The organism is Thalassovita autumnalis, from assembly GCF_001458255.1.
In the GTDB taxonomy this organism is placed as follows: Bacteria; Pseudomonadota; Alphaproteobacteria; order Rhodobacterales; family Rhodobacteraceae; genus Thalassobius; species Thalassobius autumnalis.
Genome location: NZ_CYSB01000018.1, coordinates 1 through 19,900, shown reverse-complemented (window position 1 = coordinate 19,900; position 19,900 = coordinate 1). Strand labels below are relative to the sequence as shown.

Here is a 19,900-nt window from a genome sequence, read left to right as displayed (position 1 = left end):
GTGGGAGAGTAGGTCACCGCCAAACCTAATAAATACCAATTCCTCTCAAAACGATGAAAAAATTCGCCTCATTGAGGCACTGTCGCGGGGTGGAGCAGCCCGGTAGCTCGTCAGGCTCATAACCTGAAGGTCGTAGGTTCAAATCCTACTCCCGCAACCAAATTAATACGCCAAATCAAATGCTTAGAGCCCGACTTAATCAGTCGGGCTTTATGCGTTCATTCCATGTCAACGCCATGTCAACGTTTGGCGAGTCGCACCCCCAGAAAAGCCGTAATCGTTGGTAATCAGCCGAAACCAGTGATTGTCGATGACGTTCGTGCATATCGACGCGGATTGGCATCGCAGGGTGATGCCTGACAATTCGATCTGCTCGCGTTACAGAACCAGCTCGTAGTTCGTGCTGCGACCGCCGGCTTCGCCCTTCCGCATCAGCCCCAGTTCAATCAAGGTTGCTATGTCGCGACTTGCGCTATCCTGAGAACACTTGGCAATCGTCGCCCATTTCGAGGTGGTCATCTTTCCTTCAAAGCCGTCGAGTAAGCGATTCAGAACCTTGATCTGGCGTTCGTTCAGCGACATCGGCGCCGCGCGCTCCCAGAATTGACCCTTGGCGACAACTGCAGCCAGTACACTATCCGCTCCACGGATGGCGCGATCTAGGCACGCGAGGAACCACAACACCCATTCTGTTACGTCCGTTTCGCCCTTCTGCGTTTGCTCCAGTCGATCGTAGTATGCGCTCCGTTCTGTCCGGATCTGCGCCGACATGCTGTAGAACCTCTGTGTGCTCCCCTCTGACCGCGCCAGCGCAAGATCAGCGATGGCACGAGCAATCCGCCCGTTGCCATCCTCGAAGGGGTGGATCGTGACAAACCACAGATGTGCCAGGGCCGCCTTGATTACCGGATCGGATGAAATCGGCGCGTTGAACCAGGCGAAAAATGCTTCCATCTCTGCCGCGACCCTAGAGGCAGGTGGCGCTGTGTAATGCACGCGCTCCCGGCCGTAGGGCCCTGACACCACCTGCATCGGGCCGGTACTGTCATCGCGCCAATCCCCGACGCGGATGCGCGTCATGCCGCTGCGTCCGGTTGGAAAAAGTGCGGCATGCCAGCCAAATAGGCGTTCCGCTGTCAGTGGCGCATCATAGTTGCGCGTCGCATCAAGCATGACCTCGACGATGCCTTCGACATTGCGATCTGTCGGGGGCAGGGCGCCAATGTCGATGCCAAGGCGACGTGCCAGCGATGACCGCACCTGAGTGACGTCGAGCTGTTCGCCTTCGATTTCGCTTGTCTTGACGACGTCCTGCGTCAGCGTCTGTAGCACCGCTTCCTCGCGTAGCTTGAAGCCTAGTGCTTCCATTCTACCGATCAGTCTGCCCTGGGTATGGCGCACCTCAGCTAGGCACGCGGCAACGCGCGTGTCTTGCCAAGTAAGGTTGGGCCAGGTGTCTCGTTCCCAGATTTGCATCACATACTCCGCAAAATGTGCGGGGATAATCCAACTTTTTCTCCGCACTGGCAAGAACAAAAGCCGCATGATTTGCGGAGAATAAAGCCGGCAATCTCCGCACAGCATGCTTAACCTATCCAGGAGCGTCGGCTAGGTCCCACTTTTCTATTCGGCGCCTAGCACGGATGCTCAGCGATCTCGTCTGGGCCTGCATATACGGGCCTCTTGGCATCGCCGTTGTGCTCGTGGCATCACTTGCGCATGATTGAATTCCGCACGCTTCCTGATGATCACCCAGACTTAATGCGCTCGCCGCTGCTGCGCGGTGCCCTGTTGACGCTGCAATATGTCCAGGAGCACGGATCGATCGGCCTCACCCAAACCAAGGCGTTTAAGCGTGTTTTCGTCCACTGGGCCGTGGAGCACTTCGATTGGCCGGGGAAAAGCGCCGAAGAAATGTTCCGCTACAACAAGGTCATCAACGAGTATGAATTTCCGCCTCTTGAGGTTCTGCACTTCCTGCTGATCTCATTGCGCCTCGGCCGGCACTACAAGGGGGCGTTTCGGTTAACGAAAAAAGGTGCAGAGCTGGCACGATCGCCAGGGCGCTTGTTTGCCGAGTTGATCCCATACTTCGTGCTCCGCATCGATCACGCGTCCTATGCGCGCTTTGACGATCGGCCGTTTGGTAAATGGGACGTCTGGATGAATGTCATCAACGTCGAGGCGGACCAAGGCACAACTGAGGCGGCATTGTACAAGGCCTTCTATGGCGAGCCAGAGGATTGGCACACCGCCGGTTGGCGTGCCATGGGCGCATTCTCATCATGTGTCTTGCGGCCGCTTGAGTGGGCGGGACTGTTGATGGAGACCCGTGACAACAGCCCGGGCAAGCACGCTTGTCACGTCTTCAAGACCCAGCTTTGGCGCAGCGCGCTCAAGCTCGATACGGATAAGATGCTGCAACCCGTAAACGTTCAGTGATCAGCGGCAGTGGATTTCGCTGATCATTTCTGACCTAAGTTGTGGTCCCTGAAATTTGATGGTGGTTCATTACCATCAAACTCCGTTGCCAACGGAATATCCCTTAATGTTGCCGTCAAAGACTTTCACCTTCTTTAGCTGCCAGCGCAGCGTCTTGGCGACAAGGCACAGGCCGTTGTTGCCAACCAGTTTCCCTATCAACGTGGACGCTACTGAGCGTTGGGAAGGAAATGGGTGTATTGGATCAGCGGTGCCTGAAGATGGATTTGCCTCATGATAGGGTGTAGAAACCCATCATGGATTTTGTCTTCTACGATCTTGAAACCACGGGGATCTCGCCCGAGTTCGACCAGCCGCTGCAGTTCGCCGCGATCTGGACGGATGAGAATTTCGTGGAAAAGGATCGGGTCAACATCCGCTGCCGGTTGGCGCCCCATATTTTGCCTTCACCGCAAGCGTTGGTTGTGACCCGGGTCACCCCTGATCAATTGATAGACCCAAGCCTGCCGTCGCTGTTTGAGTTTTCGCAGCAGGTGGCCGAGCTCACCGGGCGATGGGCGCCGGCGATCTGGGTGGGCTACAACACGATGAAGTTTGACGAGGAGGTGCTGCGGCAGACCTTCTACCAGAACCTGTCGCCGAACATTTACGCCACGCAGTTCAACGGAAACACGCGCTTAGACATCCTGCCTGCAGTCTATGCCGCTTATGCCCGACAGCCTGATCTGTTGATCTGGCCTAGCGACGATACAGGCCGGCGGAGCTTTAAGCTTGATCGGCTGGCGCCTGCAAATGGCTTCAATGCCCACAACGCACATGATGCCCTGGGGGACGTTGAGGCGACCATCCACATCGCACGTCTGATCGCAACGCGTAGCCCAGCGCTTTGGTATGAATTGATCGACAACGCCCATAAGGCGCGTGTGCAGGCAAAGCTTGAAAGCTTTCGGCCCTACGAGTTGGTCACGCGCTTTGGCGGCGGTGAGCCGCGATCCTACGTGGGCTGTTTCTGCGGTTACTCCCACGGCAACAGCGCGCAGGCGGCGTTTTTCGATCTGGATGCCGCGGACCCAGCCGAGTTCCTCGAGGCATCGGATGAGGCGATCTTCGCCGCAGTTGATGCCACGCCGAAAATCATCAGAGGCGTGTCCACGAACAAAGCACCCGCTCTCCTCGAACACACAGCGCCCAGTGCAGAGCATCTGCGCCGAGCAGCGGTCATCGCCAACGCCCCTGAGTTTCGCCAGCGTGTGGGCGCGGCAATGGCCGATCGCTTCGCCGAAGGTCCCGACGCTCCGCCCAAGCCGGTTGAACGGCAAATCTATGGGGAATTCTACTCCAACGCCGACAAGCAGCTTTTACAAGATTTTCAACTTGCGACGTGGCCGCGGCGCCAAGAAATAGTCGCGAACCTTTCAGACGCTCGGCTTCGTCAGCTCGGTCGGCGTTTGGTGGCGTTTTACAGCCCTGAACTGCTGACAGCAGACGAGATGGCGCTCTTCAAAGCCTATCTGCGTGATAAGTGGTCGGCGCCTGACGCCCCTGAAACCGAATGGATGACCTTCGAAAAAGCGGAGGCCGCACTAGGCGATTTGCGTACTGCCGTCGCTGCAGACCCCCGCGAGCTTGACGCGATTGCGTCATTTCTGTGTGCGCGGTGCGCAGGTGCTGCGTAGATAACCCAACACTTACAGTATTCAGAGCGCGATATCTCGCCTCGGGTGGCCGGCAGAAAAAGAAAACTCTACCGTACGAATGCCGCAACTTTGGGGGTGAAGGGGGGGGCCAATTTGAATGGATTACGGTGGATTTGCATTGGCAGCATCCGGTAGGTTGGGCGGAGCGCGGCCATGCGCCACAAAGGCGAGCCACCCCACAAGTAAACAAAAAACTGACATTTGAGACCCGATCAAATGGAATCTTCGCTCTCTCAAAGTTACGCGAAATTATGGCCAATCCCAGTGGTAATATTTTTCAAACACTGCGCTCAGATCTGACGTCGCGGCCGGATTGACAACGTGACTTGAGAACCAGTGTGTCACCTTGGTTGGTTCATCCGCGACTGTGTTCGGCCCATATGGATTTTTCACTGTCACCATGGGCTTCAGTTCGTTGTAGTCGGTGTTGATCGTCTTCAGCCAGGACAAACAAAGAACTTTCGCACCTGTGGCGGCAATGTAAGCTCTCGCTGCCTCGAAGGAATTCCCCTGTGTGCAAAAATCGTCGACAATCAGAACGGTTTTCCCCTTCTTCAGAGGCGGCGACTTGTAGCGATCACCTTTTTTGGTTTTCAGTGGTGCAGGGTTTAGATGAATGGTGTCGATTTGGTTCTTAACGCCCACCGCTTTGCCTGCGATCCGAGCATTTTGTGATTTTTGAGCGGTCGTGTGCCTAACCAGTAGATCGGGGATGAATTTTGCCTGCATACAGTCAGCAAAGATGGTTAGAGCCGTATTCACGCTTGGTTCCGCGGAAGTTGTTGAATGGCCGGGGTATGAGGTTACAAAAGAAATGTCCTCAGCGAGCCCGGAAGAGTAAACGCTGGAGGCAAGGAGTCTTCCCCAGAAAACTGGATCTCCACCACCGGATTTCGCAGTGTTTCGAGCGTGGTGCGAAAAGCCATGAGCGTCTTGGTAGCGTGCAGACATAGTTGAAAACGGAGCCAACGAATAGACCTGTAGATCCTCGTCCTCGAGAGCCCAAAACCAGCTATGGATCCCGATGTAAAAACAGTCGATGAACCTTGCAATATCCTTCGGGCTATCGAACTTGAAACCGTAGTCATTCGCTTCGCCGTGCCAAAGGGCATTCAAGAATAGCAAGCCGCCATTGCGGGCTGTTCTCATGTCCGTTTCGGTGTTGCCGACATATACCGCTTCGTGCTTTTCCCATCCGAGTTCGTTAAGCACATACTCCGTTGAAGCTTTTTGGGGCTTATATGGCATAGGGCAAGAATCAGCCATAAACCAGTCGAACTCGCCAATATTGGCGGTGACAAACTCTTGAAATGGTGTTTTGGTTCCATCGGCTGATGTGATAGTCCAGCTATTGTTTCCAACAAAAACAGGTTGCAAGTCGTTGGCTACCAGCCACAACACGAGCCTCTTAAACTCTTCGAAGATTGCGGCGTCCATTTTGCCGCTTCTCACAACCACGTCTCGGAGTGAAAAGATCACACCTTTTAATTTAGGCATTTGGAAATCCTAAATGAGGTCGGGTTGAATCTCGCGAGTGCGCAGAGGTTCAGCCAGGGCTTTTTGAACAAATTCAAAGAAACGACTTTGTTCGCGGGGAATTGTGAATACTCGCGAGTTTGAATGTGATTTTTGCGGCAACATGACACGATCGTCAGGCCAGTCAGTGACCCTTAAGCCAGCAATTGGCCGACCGAGCGCGGCTGCGTAGTTGATGGTGTGCGCTGTGCCGCTTTTGGGTGACCATTCAATGGGGATCAGGACTCTGCCCAGGGCCGCTTGCAACCTGTTCCTTCGAACGAAGTTTTCTCCGCTGTAACTGTCGTTGGGAAGATATTCGGTAACTATCGCTCCTCCCTCCCTCACGATCATATCAGCGAGTCGATCTGAGCCCTTTGGATATTCCGTTTGTATGCCGGTCCCAAGGACTGCGATTGTCGGAACTCCCATCCTGATCGAAAAATCATGAACATCTTGGTCCATCCCGTTTGCCAGTCCACTAACGGTGGGCACTTTCCAATCGGCAAGATTCATCCCAACAAACCTGCTTAACCATTCTCCGTCCGAAGATGGCTTACGTGTCCCGACTGCTGTTAGGGAAGGAGCGCTTAGAACTGACGCCTCTCCTCGAACAAACAGCCAGGCAGGAGGGTCGTCGAGAGTTAAGAGCGACTTTGGATAAGTTGGAGAGTCTGGAAAAATAATCCGGATCCCCTTTTTTTCAGTTTCGTCGATTAGTCGATTTGCCCGTTCAACTGCTCTTTTCGATGCGCCAGCCCAGTCAGTCCCTGAAGCTCCGATCTTTGCACCGTGCTGCATTAGTGTTCTCGCAACTTCCGCACCATCGCTCCTTTCAAGAATGCTTCGGGCGGAGATACCGTCACGCTTTAGCTTAAACAGGGTCCAGTATCCGACACCTTTCAGGCTTGCCAATGCGAGTAGGGCATGTGCTTCCGCTTCGCAGGATCCTGGTGCATCTCTTTGCATTTCTAACTCGTTTGCAAGTTCCAAAAAAGCTCGTGTGGGCAGGTAAGGCTGCGTTACAAGCTTGCTCGTAGATCTAATTTCAAGTCGAAACCGATGTCAGGCCAAATATGCACTTTAAAGGTACATACCCCCTTTGAAAACCACCAAAAAACCACTGAAAATAGCGGCTTGGAGGTCGAAGTTAAGATGCTTCGTGAGCAGATTGAGCGGATGGACGTGGAGCGCGAACGCGAACGTTCCCAGCTCAACGATCAAATTGAGGCATTGAGGGAGCAGGCTGAGCGTCAGAGCGCGGATCATAGGCAGGCTTTGGCTGTGTTAACCGACCAACGCAAGAAAACAGTCGAAACACCTAAGCGCAGCTTCTGGGCCAGAATCATCGGCTAAAACAGGAATGTTTAAAGCTAGATTCATCGCATGATTGAATGCCTCCTCTACCGTACGGGACGCGCGCAAGGGCGGTTGTTTTACCGCGTCGAAATCGCGATGAACCTGTTCAGCGAAGTATCCGTGCTGCGCGAGTGGGGCGTCGCTGGTGGCCGCCCCAAGGCCGTCGTGCAAAGCTTTGCCAACCTGCGCGATGCATCGCGTGTCGCGGACAGGCACCGCAACCGGGCTGAACGGCGCGGGTATCTACGTTTTTGATCCCAACTGTGCGACCGCCTGCGCCAGCACCTGCACGCCCGCGACCAGATCATCTTCGTCCGTGTCTTCCTCGAAGGTGTGGCTTAGCCCGCCAATCGACGGCACGAACAACATCGCCACAGGCATCAGCCGGGACACGTTTGTCGCATCATGCAGCGCGCCCGACGGCATTTTGCGCCACTTGCCTAGTGCCACGGTTTCGGCCCCCGCCTCAAGGGCAGCACGCAACCGCTGATCCATCGAAACCGGCTCAAGCCCCAGCAAAGGCCCATAGCTCAGGGCCACCCCCTGCGCCTGTGCAATCTCCGAGGCTGAGGTGCGAATGATCTCCTCCATTCGAGCCAACCGATCCGCGTCCGCATCGCGCCACTGCATTGAAAACACCGCCCGCCCGGGTACAATCGAAGACGCATTCGGATGCAGCGACAGATGCCCGATGGTCCAGACCGTCTGCGGCGTCACCACATTGCGCAGCCGGTCATTCAGCAGCGCATTAAAAGCCGACACCGCCTGAAACGCGTCGCGTCGCAGATGCATCGGCGTTGTGCCTGCGTGGTTTTGCTGACCCTCAAAGGTGACTTTCATATCGCGAATGCCAACGATATCAGTGACAACGCCAATTTTTTCGCCACTGCTGTCCAACGTAGGGCCTTGCTCGATGTGCAGCTCGACAAAGCCAGTAAACTGGCTTGGCGACACCGGACCCGTCACCATTTCCGCAACCGCATGCCGGGCGTCGCCCAAACTGACGCCTGCGTGGTCCACCAACAGATCAGCATCCGCTTGCGACAATTGCCCGGACCAAACGGCACTGCCCGTTGTCACGCCAAACCGCCCCTCTTCGTCTTGAAAAGACACGACCGACACCGCAGGCCCGCCCGCCTCTTGCGCTGCCCGCGCAACCTCAAGTGCTGCAATGACCCCCAAAGCGCCATCCAGCCAACCGCCCTCGGGCTGGCTGTCCGAATGCGACCCCAACAGCAATGACGGCCCGTCGGCCAAGCCGAACAGGTTGCCCATCGCATCCACTTCAACGCGCAAACCCGCGTCTTGCATCTGCTCCGCAAGCCAACGGCGCGCCGCAAGATCAGCGTCAGAATAGGCCGGGCGCACAACGCCCTTTCCGACGCCCGCAGCGCCGAAGCCCCGCAAGCTATGCAAATCCCCTAGAAACCTGTCCGCATCAATACGCATACTACATCCCATCTTCTCTGGCTCATAAATATCCCAGGGAGTTTGAGGGACAGCGTCCCTCATCCCCTTAAACTGACATTCCCCAAGTAGAACGTCCTCCCGCCCACCTTGCCGCTGTTCTGCGCTCCTATCAAGCCTCTTGCACCCATGGTGCCGTTGTTCGGGCATCTGACGCGCGAACTGAGCACGATTTCCGGTCTCGGGGGCGAGGTTGATCCGGATATTGGTCTGACCGACCCCCGTATGGATAGACCGGTTGAGCCGCTTTTGTTCAGGTTTTATGATTAACGATGTTGTCATTAGGGAACCGGCGGTGCGCGCAGCCGATGTATGGCCGCAAGGATGCGGTTGAACAGATCGCCGCTGACAGCCACCTCGGCCAGTTGGAAGGTGATTGCACGGGCGTGACGCACAACCCTCGCACCAATCTTGATCAATCGCGTCTGCAGGCTTGTCAGTGACCAGTCGGCTATCTCATCAGGTAGATCAGTGCCCTGTAGGAAGGCACCGATATTGTAAGCCAGTGCATGGAGTTGCAGCCGCACCTCGTTCTGCGCCATGCCTTTGCAGGACAAACGGGTCCAGTTGATCGCCTGCTTGCCTTCCTTGATGTATTGCTCGGCGGTGCCGCGTTGGTTGTAGAAGCGGATGATCCAGTCGGGTTCCATCGGCATGTTGGTGACCACGAAGCCCACGCGCGGGAACAACTCGCTGGGATGCCATTCCACCTTGGCGATGACACGACGAGGTTTGTCCCAAGATGCCGCCTGATATTGGAAGTCGCCGTAGATGCGCTTCACGCCTTTTGGCGGACGACCCACAGGGCGCTTGAGCAGATGCGCAATCTTGCCCTGAAGAACGCGATTGGCCCGAAGGCGGATGGCGTAGAAATAGTTTTCCAGTTCCAGAGTTTTGTATAGCTCCGGGATGGCGAACGCAGCATCCCCCCGGAAGAACCGCATCAGGTGACGATCCGCATATCGCGCGATGACGGGCTTCAGAACCTCTTCCCATCCATCTGCGCTGTGAACATTGCCGGGGCGCAGGGCGCAGCGTTCCAAATGGCCAAACTGGTTGAAGACGAACAGCGGGTGATAGCACATGCAGCCGAAATGCCCGTTCCAAGCGGTGCCTTCTTGCGCGCCGTGGGTGGGACTGACTGAACTGTCCATGTCGAGCGTGATCCACTTGGGCGGTTTGCGATTGTGAACCCGGTCGATCCAGTGTCCTGATAAATCCGCCAGCACAGTGCGATTGTCGGTTGCCGCCAACACCTCGGTCTCGAACCGTCCCATCTGGCTCGCAGACGCGGCCTTGGCCTCAACGGCACGCCCTCCAACGACCTGCCGCATCACCGGATCAAGCGATAAACGGTCCGCGTCATTAACATCATCATATCCGGCCAGCCGCCCAAAGACCGACTGGCGCAACAAGCCGACCAGTGAGTGCAGGCGATTGTGGCCAGTTCGCGTGTCTCTCAGAAATCCGCCCGCAATGTCGTGCAGGCCGAGCACTTCATCCAATTCCCTGAACAACAGTAATCCACCGTCCGAGCTGATCTTGGAACCATGAAACTCCAGCCGGACCCGGCGGTCAAAACTGAGCCGCCCATCACCCGTTTCGCGTGCACCCTCTGGGTGATCCATAATCCACCACCTTCAGCCAAATTAACATACTGAAATATAACACATTAGTGGCCGTTGGAGGCGCGAAAACGTCAAGTTACTTGGGAAATGCGGGTTAAAGTGGATGCTGTCGATGGCACTCGCAGGGGCACAGCGGTGTGACGGGACCGAGCCGGGTTTGTCCCGCGCTCTTGACCTGTAGGCGCTGATCAATTTGGCTCCTGCAGCGAATGTCTGGCATAACGGACTGCTCCGCAACATGGCCGTCGGTTGTTAACTGGCTGGTATGGGCCCATCACGCTTACAAGGGCAATGTTAGCTGCCTTCGTAAGATCAACAAGCGAACCTTCGCCTGAGCCCTCTGGAGCGACCGGGCAGGTCGTTTGAGAAGCACACGACCACCGCTCACTTACCCTTCAAAATGGCAGCAATGATCAGACCAAAGGGACCGAGAATAGCCCCCCAGAGCGCGCCTTTGCCACCATCGACGAAGAAGCCGATGATGCCGAAGACGATGGCGCCTGCGATGATGAATTCCATTATTTTGCTTCCTTTTTTATTGCGGCCGCGCGCTCACGACACCGTCCCATCATGTGGGCCATGCTGATGTGAGGTTCTAGTCGCTGGCCTGAATGCCCAACGCCTCAAGGGTCGCCCGGTCGGGTGCTCCAGTGGGTGCTAAGCCGTTCTGTTCTTGGAAGGCGCGCATCGCATTGCGCGATCCGTTCCCCCAAACGCCGTCCGGTGTGCCGGCATCAAAACCACCGGCGTTCAGCATGGTCTGGATAGCACGGTAGTCGTCGCGGGAGAGATCAAGCGTGGACCATCCACATGCGCCAGCCACAGCCTCGATCGCCTCCTGAATGCCGGCAAGGTCAAACTCCGCGTCATAGCGTCGGCCATTGCCATCGGTCAGCCGGATGAAAAACGCTTCGGCATCGTAGAGGTTGCGCAAGAAGCCTTCGGACGAAGATCCAAAAAGCCCAGCGCCTTTGTTATTGGTCAGTTCGTTCCAGCGGGTCGACTGCGCAGGTGCATCGTCGATACGGTAGTTGATATCGAACGAGTTCCGCCGAATGGCGCTCATCAAAAAATCATCTTGGACAAAGACGATGGATGTCTCGCCTTCCCGACACTGCGCGAGAAGCGCGGTGATACCGCTGAAGCTGCGCGCATCATAAGCCGAATAGTTGATGGCAACGACCGACGGACTGTCATCGATCGCAGCGCGCTCCTCGTCGATGACCCACCAGCCAGAAATCCGATCACCCTCGTTGTGCGCCTGCTCAAAGGGCGCGAGGCTGTAATCGATGTTCGGGTAATCAGGATCAGCCCAGGGCAGGGCAGCGGTCACTTCATCACCATCTGCGGTGGCTGCGGGCGATGATGCGCCCTGGCTTGGCGTCGTCGGAGCTGCCACCTGGGGCGTTACCGGAAACGCAATGCCGTAGCGCGCCTGCAAATAGGCCATCTGCAACTGGGCGAGGGTGAGCTTCTCCGTTTCGACGCGGCTTAGCGCCACCGCTTGTATCAGACCGCCGGCGGATGCTGCCTCTTGTTCGGCCGCCTCGACACGCTGTTGTTGCGCGGCCATTTCGCCAAGAAGCTGCTCTGCACGTTCGGGATTAGGTTCTACGGCTGGCACGGTGACTTCGATGCTCGCGCCTGCGGCCTCAGCCGCTTGCCGGGCCTCAACGATCGTACGCAGTAGCAGCAATGCTTCTCTCCGGCTTTCGGCGAGCATGCGGATCAGCCCACCATCGTAGCGGGCGATTGTGGCATCCACTTCGGTGATCTGGCTGTCGATGGCGGCGATCTCTGTATCGAGCGCGGAGCTTTCCTGGGCCATTGTATGCCCAGCAAGGCAGGTACTGATCAGCAGCGAAGCGGTGAGCGTGCGCAGTTTCATCATGTCGAAGGTCCTTTCAGCAAAGCGCCTTAGCCGCGGCCAATGTCGTTTAAGATCGTGTGGCCGCGTTCAGCCATGCAGCGATCCACGACCCGGCGGGGGCCATAGGTCACAAGATCATAGGAATAGTCATTCGCCGCTGCCCCGGCCGCCATGCCGGAAGCTGCGCCGTAGGCGGCGAGTTCGCCCTGATAATCAGAGCCGCTGCCTACAACGGCTCCGGTGATGGCGCCGACCAGAAGCCCGGCCATGATGTTTGCGCCCATCTGTTCCTGCTGACGCTGGCGATAGTCGGCCTCGACCTGGACCGCGACTGCGCGGCAAGCCTCAAGGTCGCGTTCAAATCGCGGCATGTTTGTACGCTCTGGATCCACAACGGGACGATACTCAGTCAAGGGCTCGAGCTCTGCGCAACCGGCCACGGTCAAGACTGCGACCAAGCCAAAAGCCTGGGTTTTCGTAATAAAATTCATGCAGCAGCTCCTTTTCCCTTCCCGAGAGCAGAACGGGAGGGTTATGCTGGGGTGAGCCCCCAGGTTTGTGATACGTCTAATAACGTGACGGGCTTGTCACGAATCGGAATTCTGGCCTGCTAAGGGTCTGTCGGTCCGGTTGGTGAGTCAATCAAAAAACTAGACGCATGTATTCGTGCGACATATAAGTGAGGGCGCAGGGTGACTCGCAAGAAGGGCAAACAGCTGAACTGGGGTGTCGAACGTCGATATGAGTTCATCGAGTTTCGCCTGTTTTGGCAGGGGCGGATAAACCGAGGGGACTTGATGGACGCGTTTGGGGTTTCGACACAGCAGGCATCGCTGGACCTGAACGCCTACATTGAGCAGGCCAAGCGCAACCTTGTTTATGACAAGAGCCTGCGCACGTATCTGCGCGGTAAGCACTTCAAGCCCAAATATCTCAAGCCGGACGCTGAGGAGTATTTTGCCCAGCTGCGCGCGGTGGATCAGGGGCTGGTGAGTTCTGAGCAAAGCTGGATCAGCTTTTTCCCGAGCTTTGGCGCAACGCCGACGCCCGCGCGAGGTGTGTCCCCCGAAACCCTGCGTGACGTACTGGCAGCGATCCGCGAGCCAGCAGCCTTGCAGGTGACCTATCAGTCTATGTCGCGGCCGGAGCCCAGCGCGCGCTGGATTGAGCCGCACGCCCTGGCATTCGATGGGTTCCGCTGGCATGCACGTGCGTTCTGTCAGAACGACCAAGTGTTCAAGGACTTCCTGTTGTCCAGGATCGTCGAGGTCGGTGATCAGGGGCCCGTGACCGCTGAGCCCAGCGCTGATGAGGCGTGGCACACAGAGGTCGTGCTTGAGATCGGCCCGCATCCGGACCTGTCTGATAACCAGCGCCGTGCCATCGAGATGGACTACGGCATGGAAGAGGGCAGGGCCCAGATCGCTGTCCGCCGCGCGCTGCTGTTCTATGCGCTGAAACGTCTCGGCCTGGACACCGACCCGGCGGCGCGCCGTCCTCAAGACCAACAGATTGTTTTGCTTAACCGTGATGAGGTCATTGGATGACCATGGCGGCACGGAAAGCAGAGTTCGGGGCGAAGCAGCCCTACAAGATGTCCTTCACCTCTGGGGGGCTTTTCTTGAATGAATGCATCGATCTTGCGGCCAGCTATCTGGAAACACGAGACTGGGATGTAACGATCTCCCAGTTGCAGGCCGATGGTCTGACATCTTCGCCAAAACAAAAGTCAAAGCGTCGGATACTCCGGGAGCTGGTCAATCGCCTTGAAACGCTGACCGAGGACGAGCTGCGTTTTCTGGTTGAGCGTGCCGACCGACAAGATCAAGCGCTGCTCATTTGGCTTTCCTTTTGCCGTGCCTACCGGCTGGTACGCGAGTTCACACTCGAAATCGTGCAGGACCGGTATCTCGCCTATCAACTGGATTTGTCGACCGATAGCTTCGATTTGTTCTTCGAGCATAAAGCCGAGTGGGATGACACTTTGGCCTCAACCTCTGCCTCCACACGCGTTCGCCTCCGGCAAGTCGTGTTCAAGACCATGCGAGAGGTTGGGATTATCTCGGAAGAAAACCGGATTCAGTCGAGTTACCTCTCGCCTCAGCTGCGCGGGCTGATTGAAGCGACCAACCCAGCTGATCTGGCCGTGTTCCCGGGTGTTGTTATTGAGGGAGGCCTGTCTTGAGCCTGCAATTGACGCGCAAAGAACGCGCTGAGCACCTTTATCGGGTCATAACCAGCGAGCGCTTTTTGACCAAGCAGGGCTTGGGCAATGAAGTGCCGTTTTTCATCTGTCCGTTCCCGGCAGAGGAAGGCCTCACAATGATCGAGGACCGGCTCGACCTGATTGAACGCATTGGGCATGCGGGCGTGACGGCGCTTGACCTCAGCTTGTACGAGATTTCGCTCGGGCTTTTGGAAGAACGGGGCATCCTTGAAGACGTCCTGGCTGCAGAGCCTGACATGGAAAAGTCGGAGCTGCGCGAGCTGTTGCAAGGTGTCCTCGATGTCCATGAGCACCTGATCCCGAAAATCGCGGAGGCCATCGCCGCCCAGCCGCATGACGTGATTTTCCTGTCGGGCGTAGGCGAGGTCTACCCGTACATCCGCTCACACAATGTGCTCAACAACCTGCAGAGCACCGCCAAGGACAAACCAACGGTCCTGTTCTTTCCCGGCAGCTACACCCACTCCACAGCGACGGGGGGATCCCTCGATCTCTTTGGGCTGCTGCATGACGACAAATATTACCGTGCTTTTAACATTCTGAACTACGAGGTCTGACCCGATGACCACTGCTCTGAGAAACATTTTCGCCAAGCCCGTCGACCGCCCGATTGATGGCGTGATCAAGGCTGACGATGAAGCGAGCCTGCGCATCGAGCTCGACGAGTACGTCATCACCGATGAAATCGGCAAACGCCTCGAGACCTTCCTCGATGCCTACAACAACTATGACACCGCCAATGGGGTCTGGATTTCTGGCTTCTTTGGCTCGGGTAAGTCGCACCTGCTGAAGATGCTGGCCCTTCTCATGGAAAACCGAGAAGTTGATGGCACGCGGGCCTTTGATATTTTCGAGGAGAAGCTGACCGATCAGCCCATGCTTTTGGGCGCGTTGCGCAAGGCAGTCTCCGTGCCGTCAAAGTCGATCCTCTTCAACATCGACCAGAAGGCGGATGTTATCTCCAAGACCGATGTGGATGCGCTGCTCTCGGTGTTCCAGAAGGTATTTGACGAGGCCTGCGGCTACTACGGCAAGCTGCCCCATATCGCTCAATTTGAGCGCGACCTTGATGACCGCGGCCAGCTGGCAGCATTCAAGGATGCTTATGCTGCTGCCGCAGGTAAGCCGTGGGAGCGCGGCCGTGAACAGGCGGCCCTTGAGCGTAAAAACATCGCGACAGCTTTCGCCTCCGTCACCGGTGGCGATCCCGCGGATGCCGCTGACATTCTGGGCCAGTATCGCGCTGACACACGTGTTTCGATCGAGGACTTTGCCAACAAGGTGAAGGCTTGGATCGACAAGCAGGCGCCGAAGTTCCGGCTGAACTTCTTCGTGGACGAGGTGGGCCAGTACATCGCCGAGAACGTCAAGCTGATGACGAACCTGCAGACCATCGCCGAAAGCCTGAACACAAAATGCAAAGGCCAGGCCTGGGTCATCGTGACCTCACAGCAGGACATGGAAGCCATCATCGGCGACGGGAAGGCGTTTCAGTCGCAGGACTTCTCGAAGATCATGGCGCGCTTCGGTGTGAAGATGCCGCTGAACTCGGCCGACGTGGCGGAAGTCATCCAGCGCCGCCTTCTGTCCAAGACCGACGAGGGCCAGGTACGGCTAGGCAACCTGCACGATCGTGAAGAGAACAATCTTAAGACCCTGTTTGATTTCACGGACGGGTCGATCAAGCTGAAGAACTTCGATGGGCGCGCTCACTTCGTCTCAAGCTACCCATTCCCGCCCTACCAATACATGCTGTTCCAGATGGCGATCACTTCGCTTTCCCAGCACAACGCCTTTGAGGGAAAGCACAGCTCGGTTGGTGAGCGCTCGATGCTGGGCGTCTTCCAAGAGGTCGCCAAGAAGATGGCAGACCAACCCGTGGGCGGTCTTGCCACCTTTGACCTCATGTTCGAGGGTATCCGCACTGCCCTCAAATCCGCCGTTCAGCAATCGATCCAGATTGCAGAGAAGGAAATTCAGGACATCGACCCCTTCGCGGTTCGCGTCCTGAAAGCGCTCTTCCTGGTGAAATACGTCAAGGAGTTCAAGCCGACGGTGCGCAACATCAGTGTGCTGCTGCTCTCCGAGTTCGACACCGACCAAGTCAAGCAGCGACGCAAGATCGAGGAAGCCCTGTCATTCCTCGAGCGCAACACGCTTATTCAGCGCAATGGCGAGGTCTATGAGTTCCTGACCAACGAGGAAAAGGACGTCGAGGCGGAGATCAAGGCGCTTGATGTCGACCCCTCAGAGCTTTCCAAGGAAATGGAGACGCTGGCGTTCGACACGATCCTGCGTCACCGCAAGATCAAACATCTGACCACGGGCAACGAATACAGCTTCAGCCGGAAGCTCGATGACCACCTCTTGGGGCGGGAATACGAGCTTTCCATCAACGTGATCAGCCCGTTCAACGATGATGTGGCATCACCTGAAGCCGTGCGCATGCGGAACATGAGCCGAGAAGAGCTGGCGGTGGTGCTGCAGCCCGATGTGCGGTTCATCCGCGATCTGACGCTCTTCAAGCAGACGGACAAGTTCATCCGCCAGGCCCGTGCAGGTTCCCAGCAGCCAGGCCGTGATCGCATCGTTGCCGAGAAGGGGGATCAGAACAGCCGTCGCTATAAGGACCTCGAACTGCGCCTGCGCAAGCTCATGGCAGAGGCGCGGATGTTTGTGCGGGGTGATGAGCTCGACATCGGGGGCGAGGAGCCCCAGGACCGGATCGTGAAGGGCTTCCAGGGCCTTGTCGACAAGGTCTATGTTAACCTGCCAATGCTGCGGGGCGTGACCTATGCTGAGGCCGACATCCTGAAGGCGGCAACGCCAGAAAGCGGGCTCTTTGGTAATAACGGCGAAGGGCTGACCGAGGCCGAACAGGATGTCCTGAACTACGTGCAGTCGCAGGCTCGCAATGGCGTGAAGGTCTCAGTCAAATACCTCACCGAACGCTTTGGCGGCAAACCCTATGGCTGGCCGACGACTGCAATTCTCTGCTTGGCTGCCAGCCTGTCAGGCAAGGGCAAGCTTGAAGCCCGATCCGACGGCACCGTGCTCGAGCGCGCAGAACTCGCCAAGGCGCTGAACAATAGCCATGCCCTGGCCAATATCCTGCTTACCCCGCAGACTGAGTTTACCTCCGCCCAGATCCGGAAGGCAAAAGAGCTCTACAAGGAGCTGTTTGATTTGCCATCGGATGGGACTGACGCGCGGACGATCGGCGCGGAATGGCTGGAGAGCACGCGCACCCTGTCTGAAGACTTGGGCAAGATGCTGGCCCAGAAAGCGCAGTACCCATTTGTTGTGGCGCTCGAGCCATTGGCGACAAAGATTGCCGCGATGGTGGGCAAGCCAGCCACTTGGTACATCACCGAGCCCGCGGCACAGGAAGATGACCTGCTCGACGCCAAGGAAGAAGTCCTCGACAAAATCCGCAGCTTCATGGGTGGTGCCCAGCGCGAAATCTATGACGATGCCCGCGATTTCCTGCGCGATCAGGAAGCCAATATTTCCTATGTTGATGCGGCCGCCGGCGAAGCACTGGCCCGCGCCTTAGCCGATCCTGCTTGCTACAAGGGCACGGCCATTCAGGCCCTGAAATCCGATCTCTATGGGTTGAAAGATCGAGTGGAGTTGACCGTGCTTGAGGAGCGCAAAGCCGTCATCGCAGCGGTCGAGGACTGCGCGGCGAAGGTCACGCAGACGCCAGAGTTCCAGGCACTCTCAGCAGATGACCAAGCCCACATCAAGCGCAACATCGATAGTCACAAATCCGGGCTCGACAGCGTCAAGATGATCCCGATCCTGCGCGATCGGGCGAATGGGGCGAAGCTCGATCTGTTGCCACGCATTTTGGCAGAGGTTGAGCGGCTCAGCCGACCTGCAGCGCCGGCGCAACCGAACCCAGGAATGGGCGAGACCCCGGCGCCCGCTCCGCAGCCGACCTATGTCAACGCTTCCGAAATCAAGGTGGGCTTCGCCAAGCCCTACCTGACTGAAGAGGCTGACGTCGAACAATACGTCCAAGAAATGAAAAAGACCCTGCTGGAGCAGATCCGCGCGGGCAAGAAGGTGATTGTCTGATGGACACGAACGCGCTGAAGAAGTTTGCCCAATCCGCCCGTAATCTGTTGATCGAACAGGTTCGCTCCAAGCTTGATCTTGTGCTTGATCCGGCCTCGCCCGCGCGGCGGGAACATCCGCAGGCAATGAAAGAGCTCGACGCTGCGATCGCGCGGGATGGCAAGGCACAGGTGATTGAGCAGGTGGCCTACACATGGTTCAACCGCTTCACAGCGCTGCGCTTCATGGATGCGAATGGCTACACGACGGTCGGGGTTGTTTCGCCGGCTGAGGGGCAGACACGCCCCGAGATCCTTGCCGAGGCGATGGCGGGGAACTTGCCTGAGGGCGCGCCGGGCAGCATCGCGGCGCTGCTTGATGGTCGCACGCCGTCTTCTGATCCGCAGGGCGAAGCTTATCGACAGCTTCTGGTGCATGCCTGCAACCAGTGGCACGGGCCGATGCCGTTCCTGTTCGAAGAGCTTGACGATTACACCGAACTCCTGATGCCTGAGGATCTGCTGTCGCAATCTTCGATACTTGCCGAGCTGCGCAAGGTTATGACCGAGGACGCCTGTCAGGATGTCGAGATCATTGGTTGGCTCTACCAGTTCTACATCTCCGAGAAGAAGGATCAGGTCTTCGCGGGGCTGAAGAAGAACCAGAAGATCACGGCCGAGAACATCCCGGCCGCCACCCAGCTCTTCACCCCGCACTGGATCGTGCGCTACCTGGTCGAGAACTCGCTGGGGCGGCTCTGGTTGCTGAACCGACCGGGCAGCCGTCTGGCCGAACGGATGGACTATTACATCGCCCCCGAAGAGCCCGAGACGGACTTCCTGAAGATCACCCGCCCCGAAGATATCCGCATCTGCGATCCGGCGGCGGGCTCGGGGCACATGCTGACCTATGCCTTTGACCTGCTCTACGCCATCTACGAGGAAGAGGGTTATGACCCGACAGAAATCCCCGCGCTGATCCTGACGCACAACCTGACCGGGGTGGAGATTGATGACCGCGCGGGCGCGCTGGCTGCCTTTGCGCTGGCGATGAAGGCGGCGGCACGGCTGGGGCGGCGGCGATTCCTGCGGATGGAGGCGAAGCCCGACATCTGTGTGTTGCAGAACGTGGCCTTTACCGATGCCGAGATGCAGGACGTGGCCGCCGTGGTGGGCAAGGATCTGTTCACCGATGAGCTGCGCGAGACGCTGGGGCAGTTCGAGCAAGCCAAGAACTTCGGCTCGCTGATCGTGCCGAAACTGCGCGACCCGGCAGAGACGCTGCGGGTGGTCGAGGCGCGGGATTTTGGCGGTGACCTGCTGCTCCGGTCCGTGCAGGAACGCGTCATCGCCGTGCTGCGCATGGCCGAGGCGCTGTCGCCGAAGTATCATGTGGTGGTGGCCAACCCGCCGTATATGGGCGGGAAAGGGATGAATCCGAAACTGGGAGTTTTCGCCAAGGACCACTATCCGGACAGTAAAGTCGATCTTTTTGCCATGTTCATGGAGCGCGCGGTCAGCCTATTGAACAGACGAGGCATGATGGCGATGATCAACATGCAATCATGGATGTTCCTTAGTATCCGTCCGGTATCGGGGCGGTTTCAGGCTTTTTCGGGGCGCCAGTTCCATGG

General features: G+C 57.3%; 17 protein-coding genes and 1 tRNA gene. 10 read left to right on the top strand and 8 right to left on the bottom strand.

Features of this window, described 5'->3' with window-relative positions; genetic code table 11:
• Positions 1–83 precede the first annotated feature (83 nt).
• Positions 84–160 (top strand) — tRNA-Met (locus TL5118_RS04975).
• Positions 161–378: 218 nt separating this feature from the next.
• Here the strand turns inward: TL5118_RS04975 and TL5118_RS04970 are convergent.
• Complete coding sequence (locus TL5118_RS04970; RefSeq protein ID WP_058241611.1) at positions 379–1,476, bottom strand: Fic family protein; 1,098 nt, start codon at positions 1,474–1,476, stop codon at positions 379–381.
• Positions 1,477–1,719: 243 nt separating this feature from the next.
• Here TL5118_RS04970 and TL5118_RS04965 point away from each other — a divergent pair, with 243 nt between their 5' ends.
• Positions 1,720–2,442: a hypothetical protein gene (locus TL5118_RS04965; RefSeq protein WP_058241610.1), complete on the top strand. Its 723-nt coding sequence runs from the start codon at positions 1,720–1,722 to the stop codon at positions 2,440–2,442.
• Between the two features lie 296 nt (positions 2,443–2,738).
• Positions 2,739–4,118 carry an exodeoxyribonuclease I gene (locus tag TL5118_RS04960; RefSeq protein ID WP_058241609.1) on the top strand — a complete coding sequence of 460 codons (1,380 nt, stop codon included), beginning with the start codon at positions 2,739–2,741 and terminating at the stop codon, positions 4,116–4,118.
• A gap of 270 nt (positions 4,119–4,388) precedes the next feature.
• On the opposite strand, the gene TL5118_RS04955 is transcribed toward TL5118_RS04960, so the two are convergent.
• The gene (locus TL5118_RS04955; RefSeq protein WP_165590019.1) at positions 4,389–5,576 is read right to left on the bottom strand and encodes an HAD hydrolase-like protein; all 1,188 of its coding nucleotides are present in this window, start codon (positions 5,574–5,576) and stop codon (positions 4,389–4,391) included.
• 69 nt (positions 5,577–5,645) lie between these two features.
• The gene (locus TL5118_RS20860) at positions 5,646–6,647 is read right to left on the bottom strand and encodes a DNA-processing protein DprA (RefSeq protein WP_131727409.1); all 1,002 of its coding nucleotides are present in this window, start codon (positions 6,645–6,647) and stop codon (positions 5,646–5,648) included.
• Between the two features lie 162 nt (positions 6,648–6,809).
• On the opposite strand from TL5118_RS20860, the gene TL5118_RS04945 reads away from it, so the two are divergent.
• Both TL5118_RS04945 and TL5118_RS04940 read left to right on the top strand, forming a co-directional pair.
• Positions 6,810–7,010: a hypothetical protein gene (locus tag TL5118_RS04945; protein ID WP_048600047.1), complete on the top strand. Its 201-nt coding sequence runs from the start codon at positions 6,810–6,812 to the stop codon at positions 7,008–7,010.
• 30 nt (positions 7,011–7,040) lie between these two features.
• A complete protein-coding gene (locus TL5118_RS04940; protein ID WP_048600048.1) occupies positions 7,041–7,268 on the top strand; it encodes a WGR domain-containing protein in 228 nt (75 codons plus the stop codon).
• On the opposite strand, the gene TL5118_RS04935 is transcribed toward TL5118_RS04940, so the two are convergent.
• The 5 genes from TL5118_RS04935 to TL5118_RS04920 form a co-directional block, all read right to left on the bottom strand.
• Complete coding sequence (locus TL5118_RS04935; protein WP_040175975.1) at positions 7,257–8,462, bottom strand: Zn-dependent hydrolase; 1,206 nt, start codon at positions 8,460–8,462, stop codon at positions 7,257–7,259. The two genes, TL5118_RS04940 and TL5118_RS04935, sit on opposite strands and share 12 nt — an antisense overlap.
• A 299-nt stretch (positions 8,463–8,761) precedes the next feature.
• Positions 8,762–10,108 (bottom strand): IS1380 family transposase, encoded by a 1,347-nt coding sequence (locus TL5118_RS04930; RefSeq protein ID WP_040176196.1) that lies wholly within the window; start codon positions 10,106–10,108, stop codon positions 8,762–8,764.
• Positions 10,109–10,492: 384 nt separating this feature from the next.
• Positions 10,493–10,627, bottom strand: coding sequence for a hypothetical protein (locus TL5118_RS21705; RefSeq protein WP_256415914.1), 135 nt, complete (start codon positions 10,625–10,627; stop codon positions 10,493–10,495).
• A 76-nt stretch (positions 10,628–10,703) separates the two neighbouring features.
• Positions 10,704–11,999 (bottom strand): peptidoglycan-binding domain-containing protein, encoded by a 1,296-nt coding sequence (locus TL5118_RS04925; protein ID WP_058242639.1) that lies wholly within the window; start codon positions 11,997–11,999, stop codon positions 10,704–10,706.
• Positions 12,000–12,025: 26 nt separating this feature from the next.
• A complete protein-coding gene (locus tag TL5118_RS04920) occupies positions 12,026–12,469 on the bottom strand; it encodes a glycine zipper family protein (RefSeq protein WP_058242640.1) in 444 nt (147 codons plus the stop codon).
• A gap of 201 nt (positions 12,470–12,670) precedes the next feature.
• Between TL5118_RS04920 and TL5118_RS04915 the strand changes: the two genes are divergently transcribed.
• From TL5118_RS04915 to pglX, 5 genes are all read left to right on the top strand, one after another.
• Positions 12,671–13,525, top strand: coding sequence for a BrxR family helix-turn-helix transcriptional regulator (locus tag TL5118_RS04915; protein ID WP_058242641.1), 855 nt, complete (start codon positions 12,671–12,673; stop codon positions 13,523–13,525).
• A complete protein-coding gene (locus TL5118_RS04910; RefSeq protein ID WP_058242642.1) occupies positions 13,522–14,163 on the top strand; it encodes a DUF1819 family protein in 642 nt (213 codons plus the stop codon). Before TL5118_RS04915 ends, TL5118_RS04910 begins: the two co-directional genes overlap by 4 nt.
• Positions 14,160–14,762, top strand: coding sequence for a DUF1788 domain-containing protein (locus TL5118_RS04905; RefSeq protein ID WP_058242643.1), 603 nt, complete (start codon positions 14,160–14,162; stop codon positions 14,760–14,762). The genes TL5118_RS04910 and TL5118_RS04905 overlap by 4 nt, the downstream gene beginning before the upstream one ends.
• A gap of 4 nt (positions 14,763–14,766) precedes the next feature.
• On the top strand, positions 14,767–18,288 hold the full coding sequence (brxC, locus tag TL5118_RS04900) for a BREX system P-loop protein BrxC (RefSeq protein ID WP_058242644.1): 3,522 nt from the start codon (positions 14,767–14,769) through the stop codon (positions 18,286–18,288).
• Positions 18,288–19,900: BREX-1 system adenine-specific DNA-methyltransferase PglX (pglX, locus tag TL5118_RS04895; protein ID WP_131727408.1), on the top strand; the 1,613-nt coding region annotated here is incomplete at its 3' end. The genes brxC and pglX, both read left to right, overlap by 1 nt.

Bases quoted from the DNA above. Each gene is read 5' to 3' on its own strand.
- TL5118_RS04970 (WP_058241611.1), bottom strand. From the start codon at position 1,476: ATGCAAATCTGGGAACGAGACACCTGGCCCAACCTTACTTGGCAAGAC.
- TL5118_RS04965 (WP_058241610.1), top strand. From the start codon at position 1,720: ATGATTGAATTCCGCACGCTTCCTGATGATCACCCAGACTTAATGCGC.
- TL5118_RS04960 (WP_058241609.1), top strand. From the start codon at position 2,739: ATGGATTTTGTCTTCTACGATCTTGAAACCACGGGGATCTCGCCCGAG.
- TL5118_RS04955 (WP_165590019.1), bottom strand. From the start codon at position 5,576: ATGGACGCCGCAATCTTCGAAGAGTTTAAGAGGCTCGTGTTGTGGCTG.
- TL5118_RS04945 (WP_048600047.1), top strand. From the start codon at position 6,810: ATGCTTCGTGAGCAGATTGAGCGGATGGACGTGGAGCGCGAACGCGAA.
- TL5118_RS04940 (WP_048600048.1), top strand. From the start codon at position 7,041: ATGATTGAATGCCTCCTCTACCGTACGGGACGCGCGCAAGGGCGGTTG.
- TL5118_RS04935 (WP_040175975.1), bottom strand. From the start codon at position 8,462: ATGCGTATTGATGCGGACAGGTTTCTAGGGGATTTGCATAGCTTGCGG.
- TL5118_RS04930 (WP_040176196.1), bottom strand. From the start codon at position 10,108: ATGGATCACCCAGAGGGTGCACGCGAAACGGGTGATGGGCGGCTCAGT.
- TL5118_RS21705 (WP_256415914.1), bottom strand. From the start codon at position 10,627: ATGGAATTCATCATCGCAGGCGCCATCGTCTTCGGCATCATCGGCTTC.
- TL5118_RS04925 (WP_058242639.1), bottom strand. From the start codon at position 11,999: ATGATGAAACTGCGCACGCTCACCGCTTCGCTGCTGATCAGTACCTGC.
- TL5118_RS04920 (WP_058242640.1), bottom strand. From the start codon at position 12,469: ATGAATTTTATTACGAAAACCCAGGCTTTTGGCTTGGTCGCAGTCTTG.
- TL5118_RS04910 (WP_058242642.1), top strand. From the start codon at position 13,522: ATGACCATGGCGGCACGGAAAGCAGAGTTCGGGGCGAAGCAGCCCTAC.
- brxC (WP_058242644.1), top strand. From the start codon at position 14,767: ATGACCACTGCTCTGAGAAACATTTTCGCCAAGCCCGTCGACCGCCCG.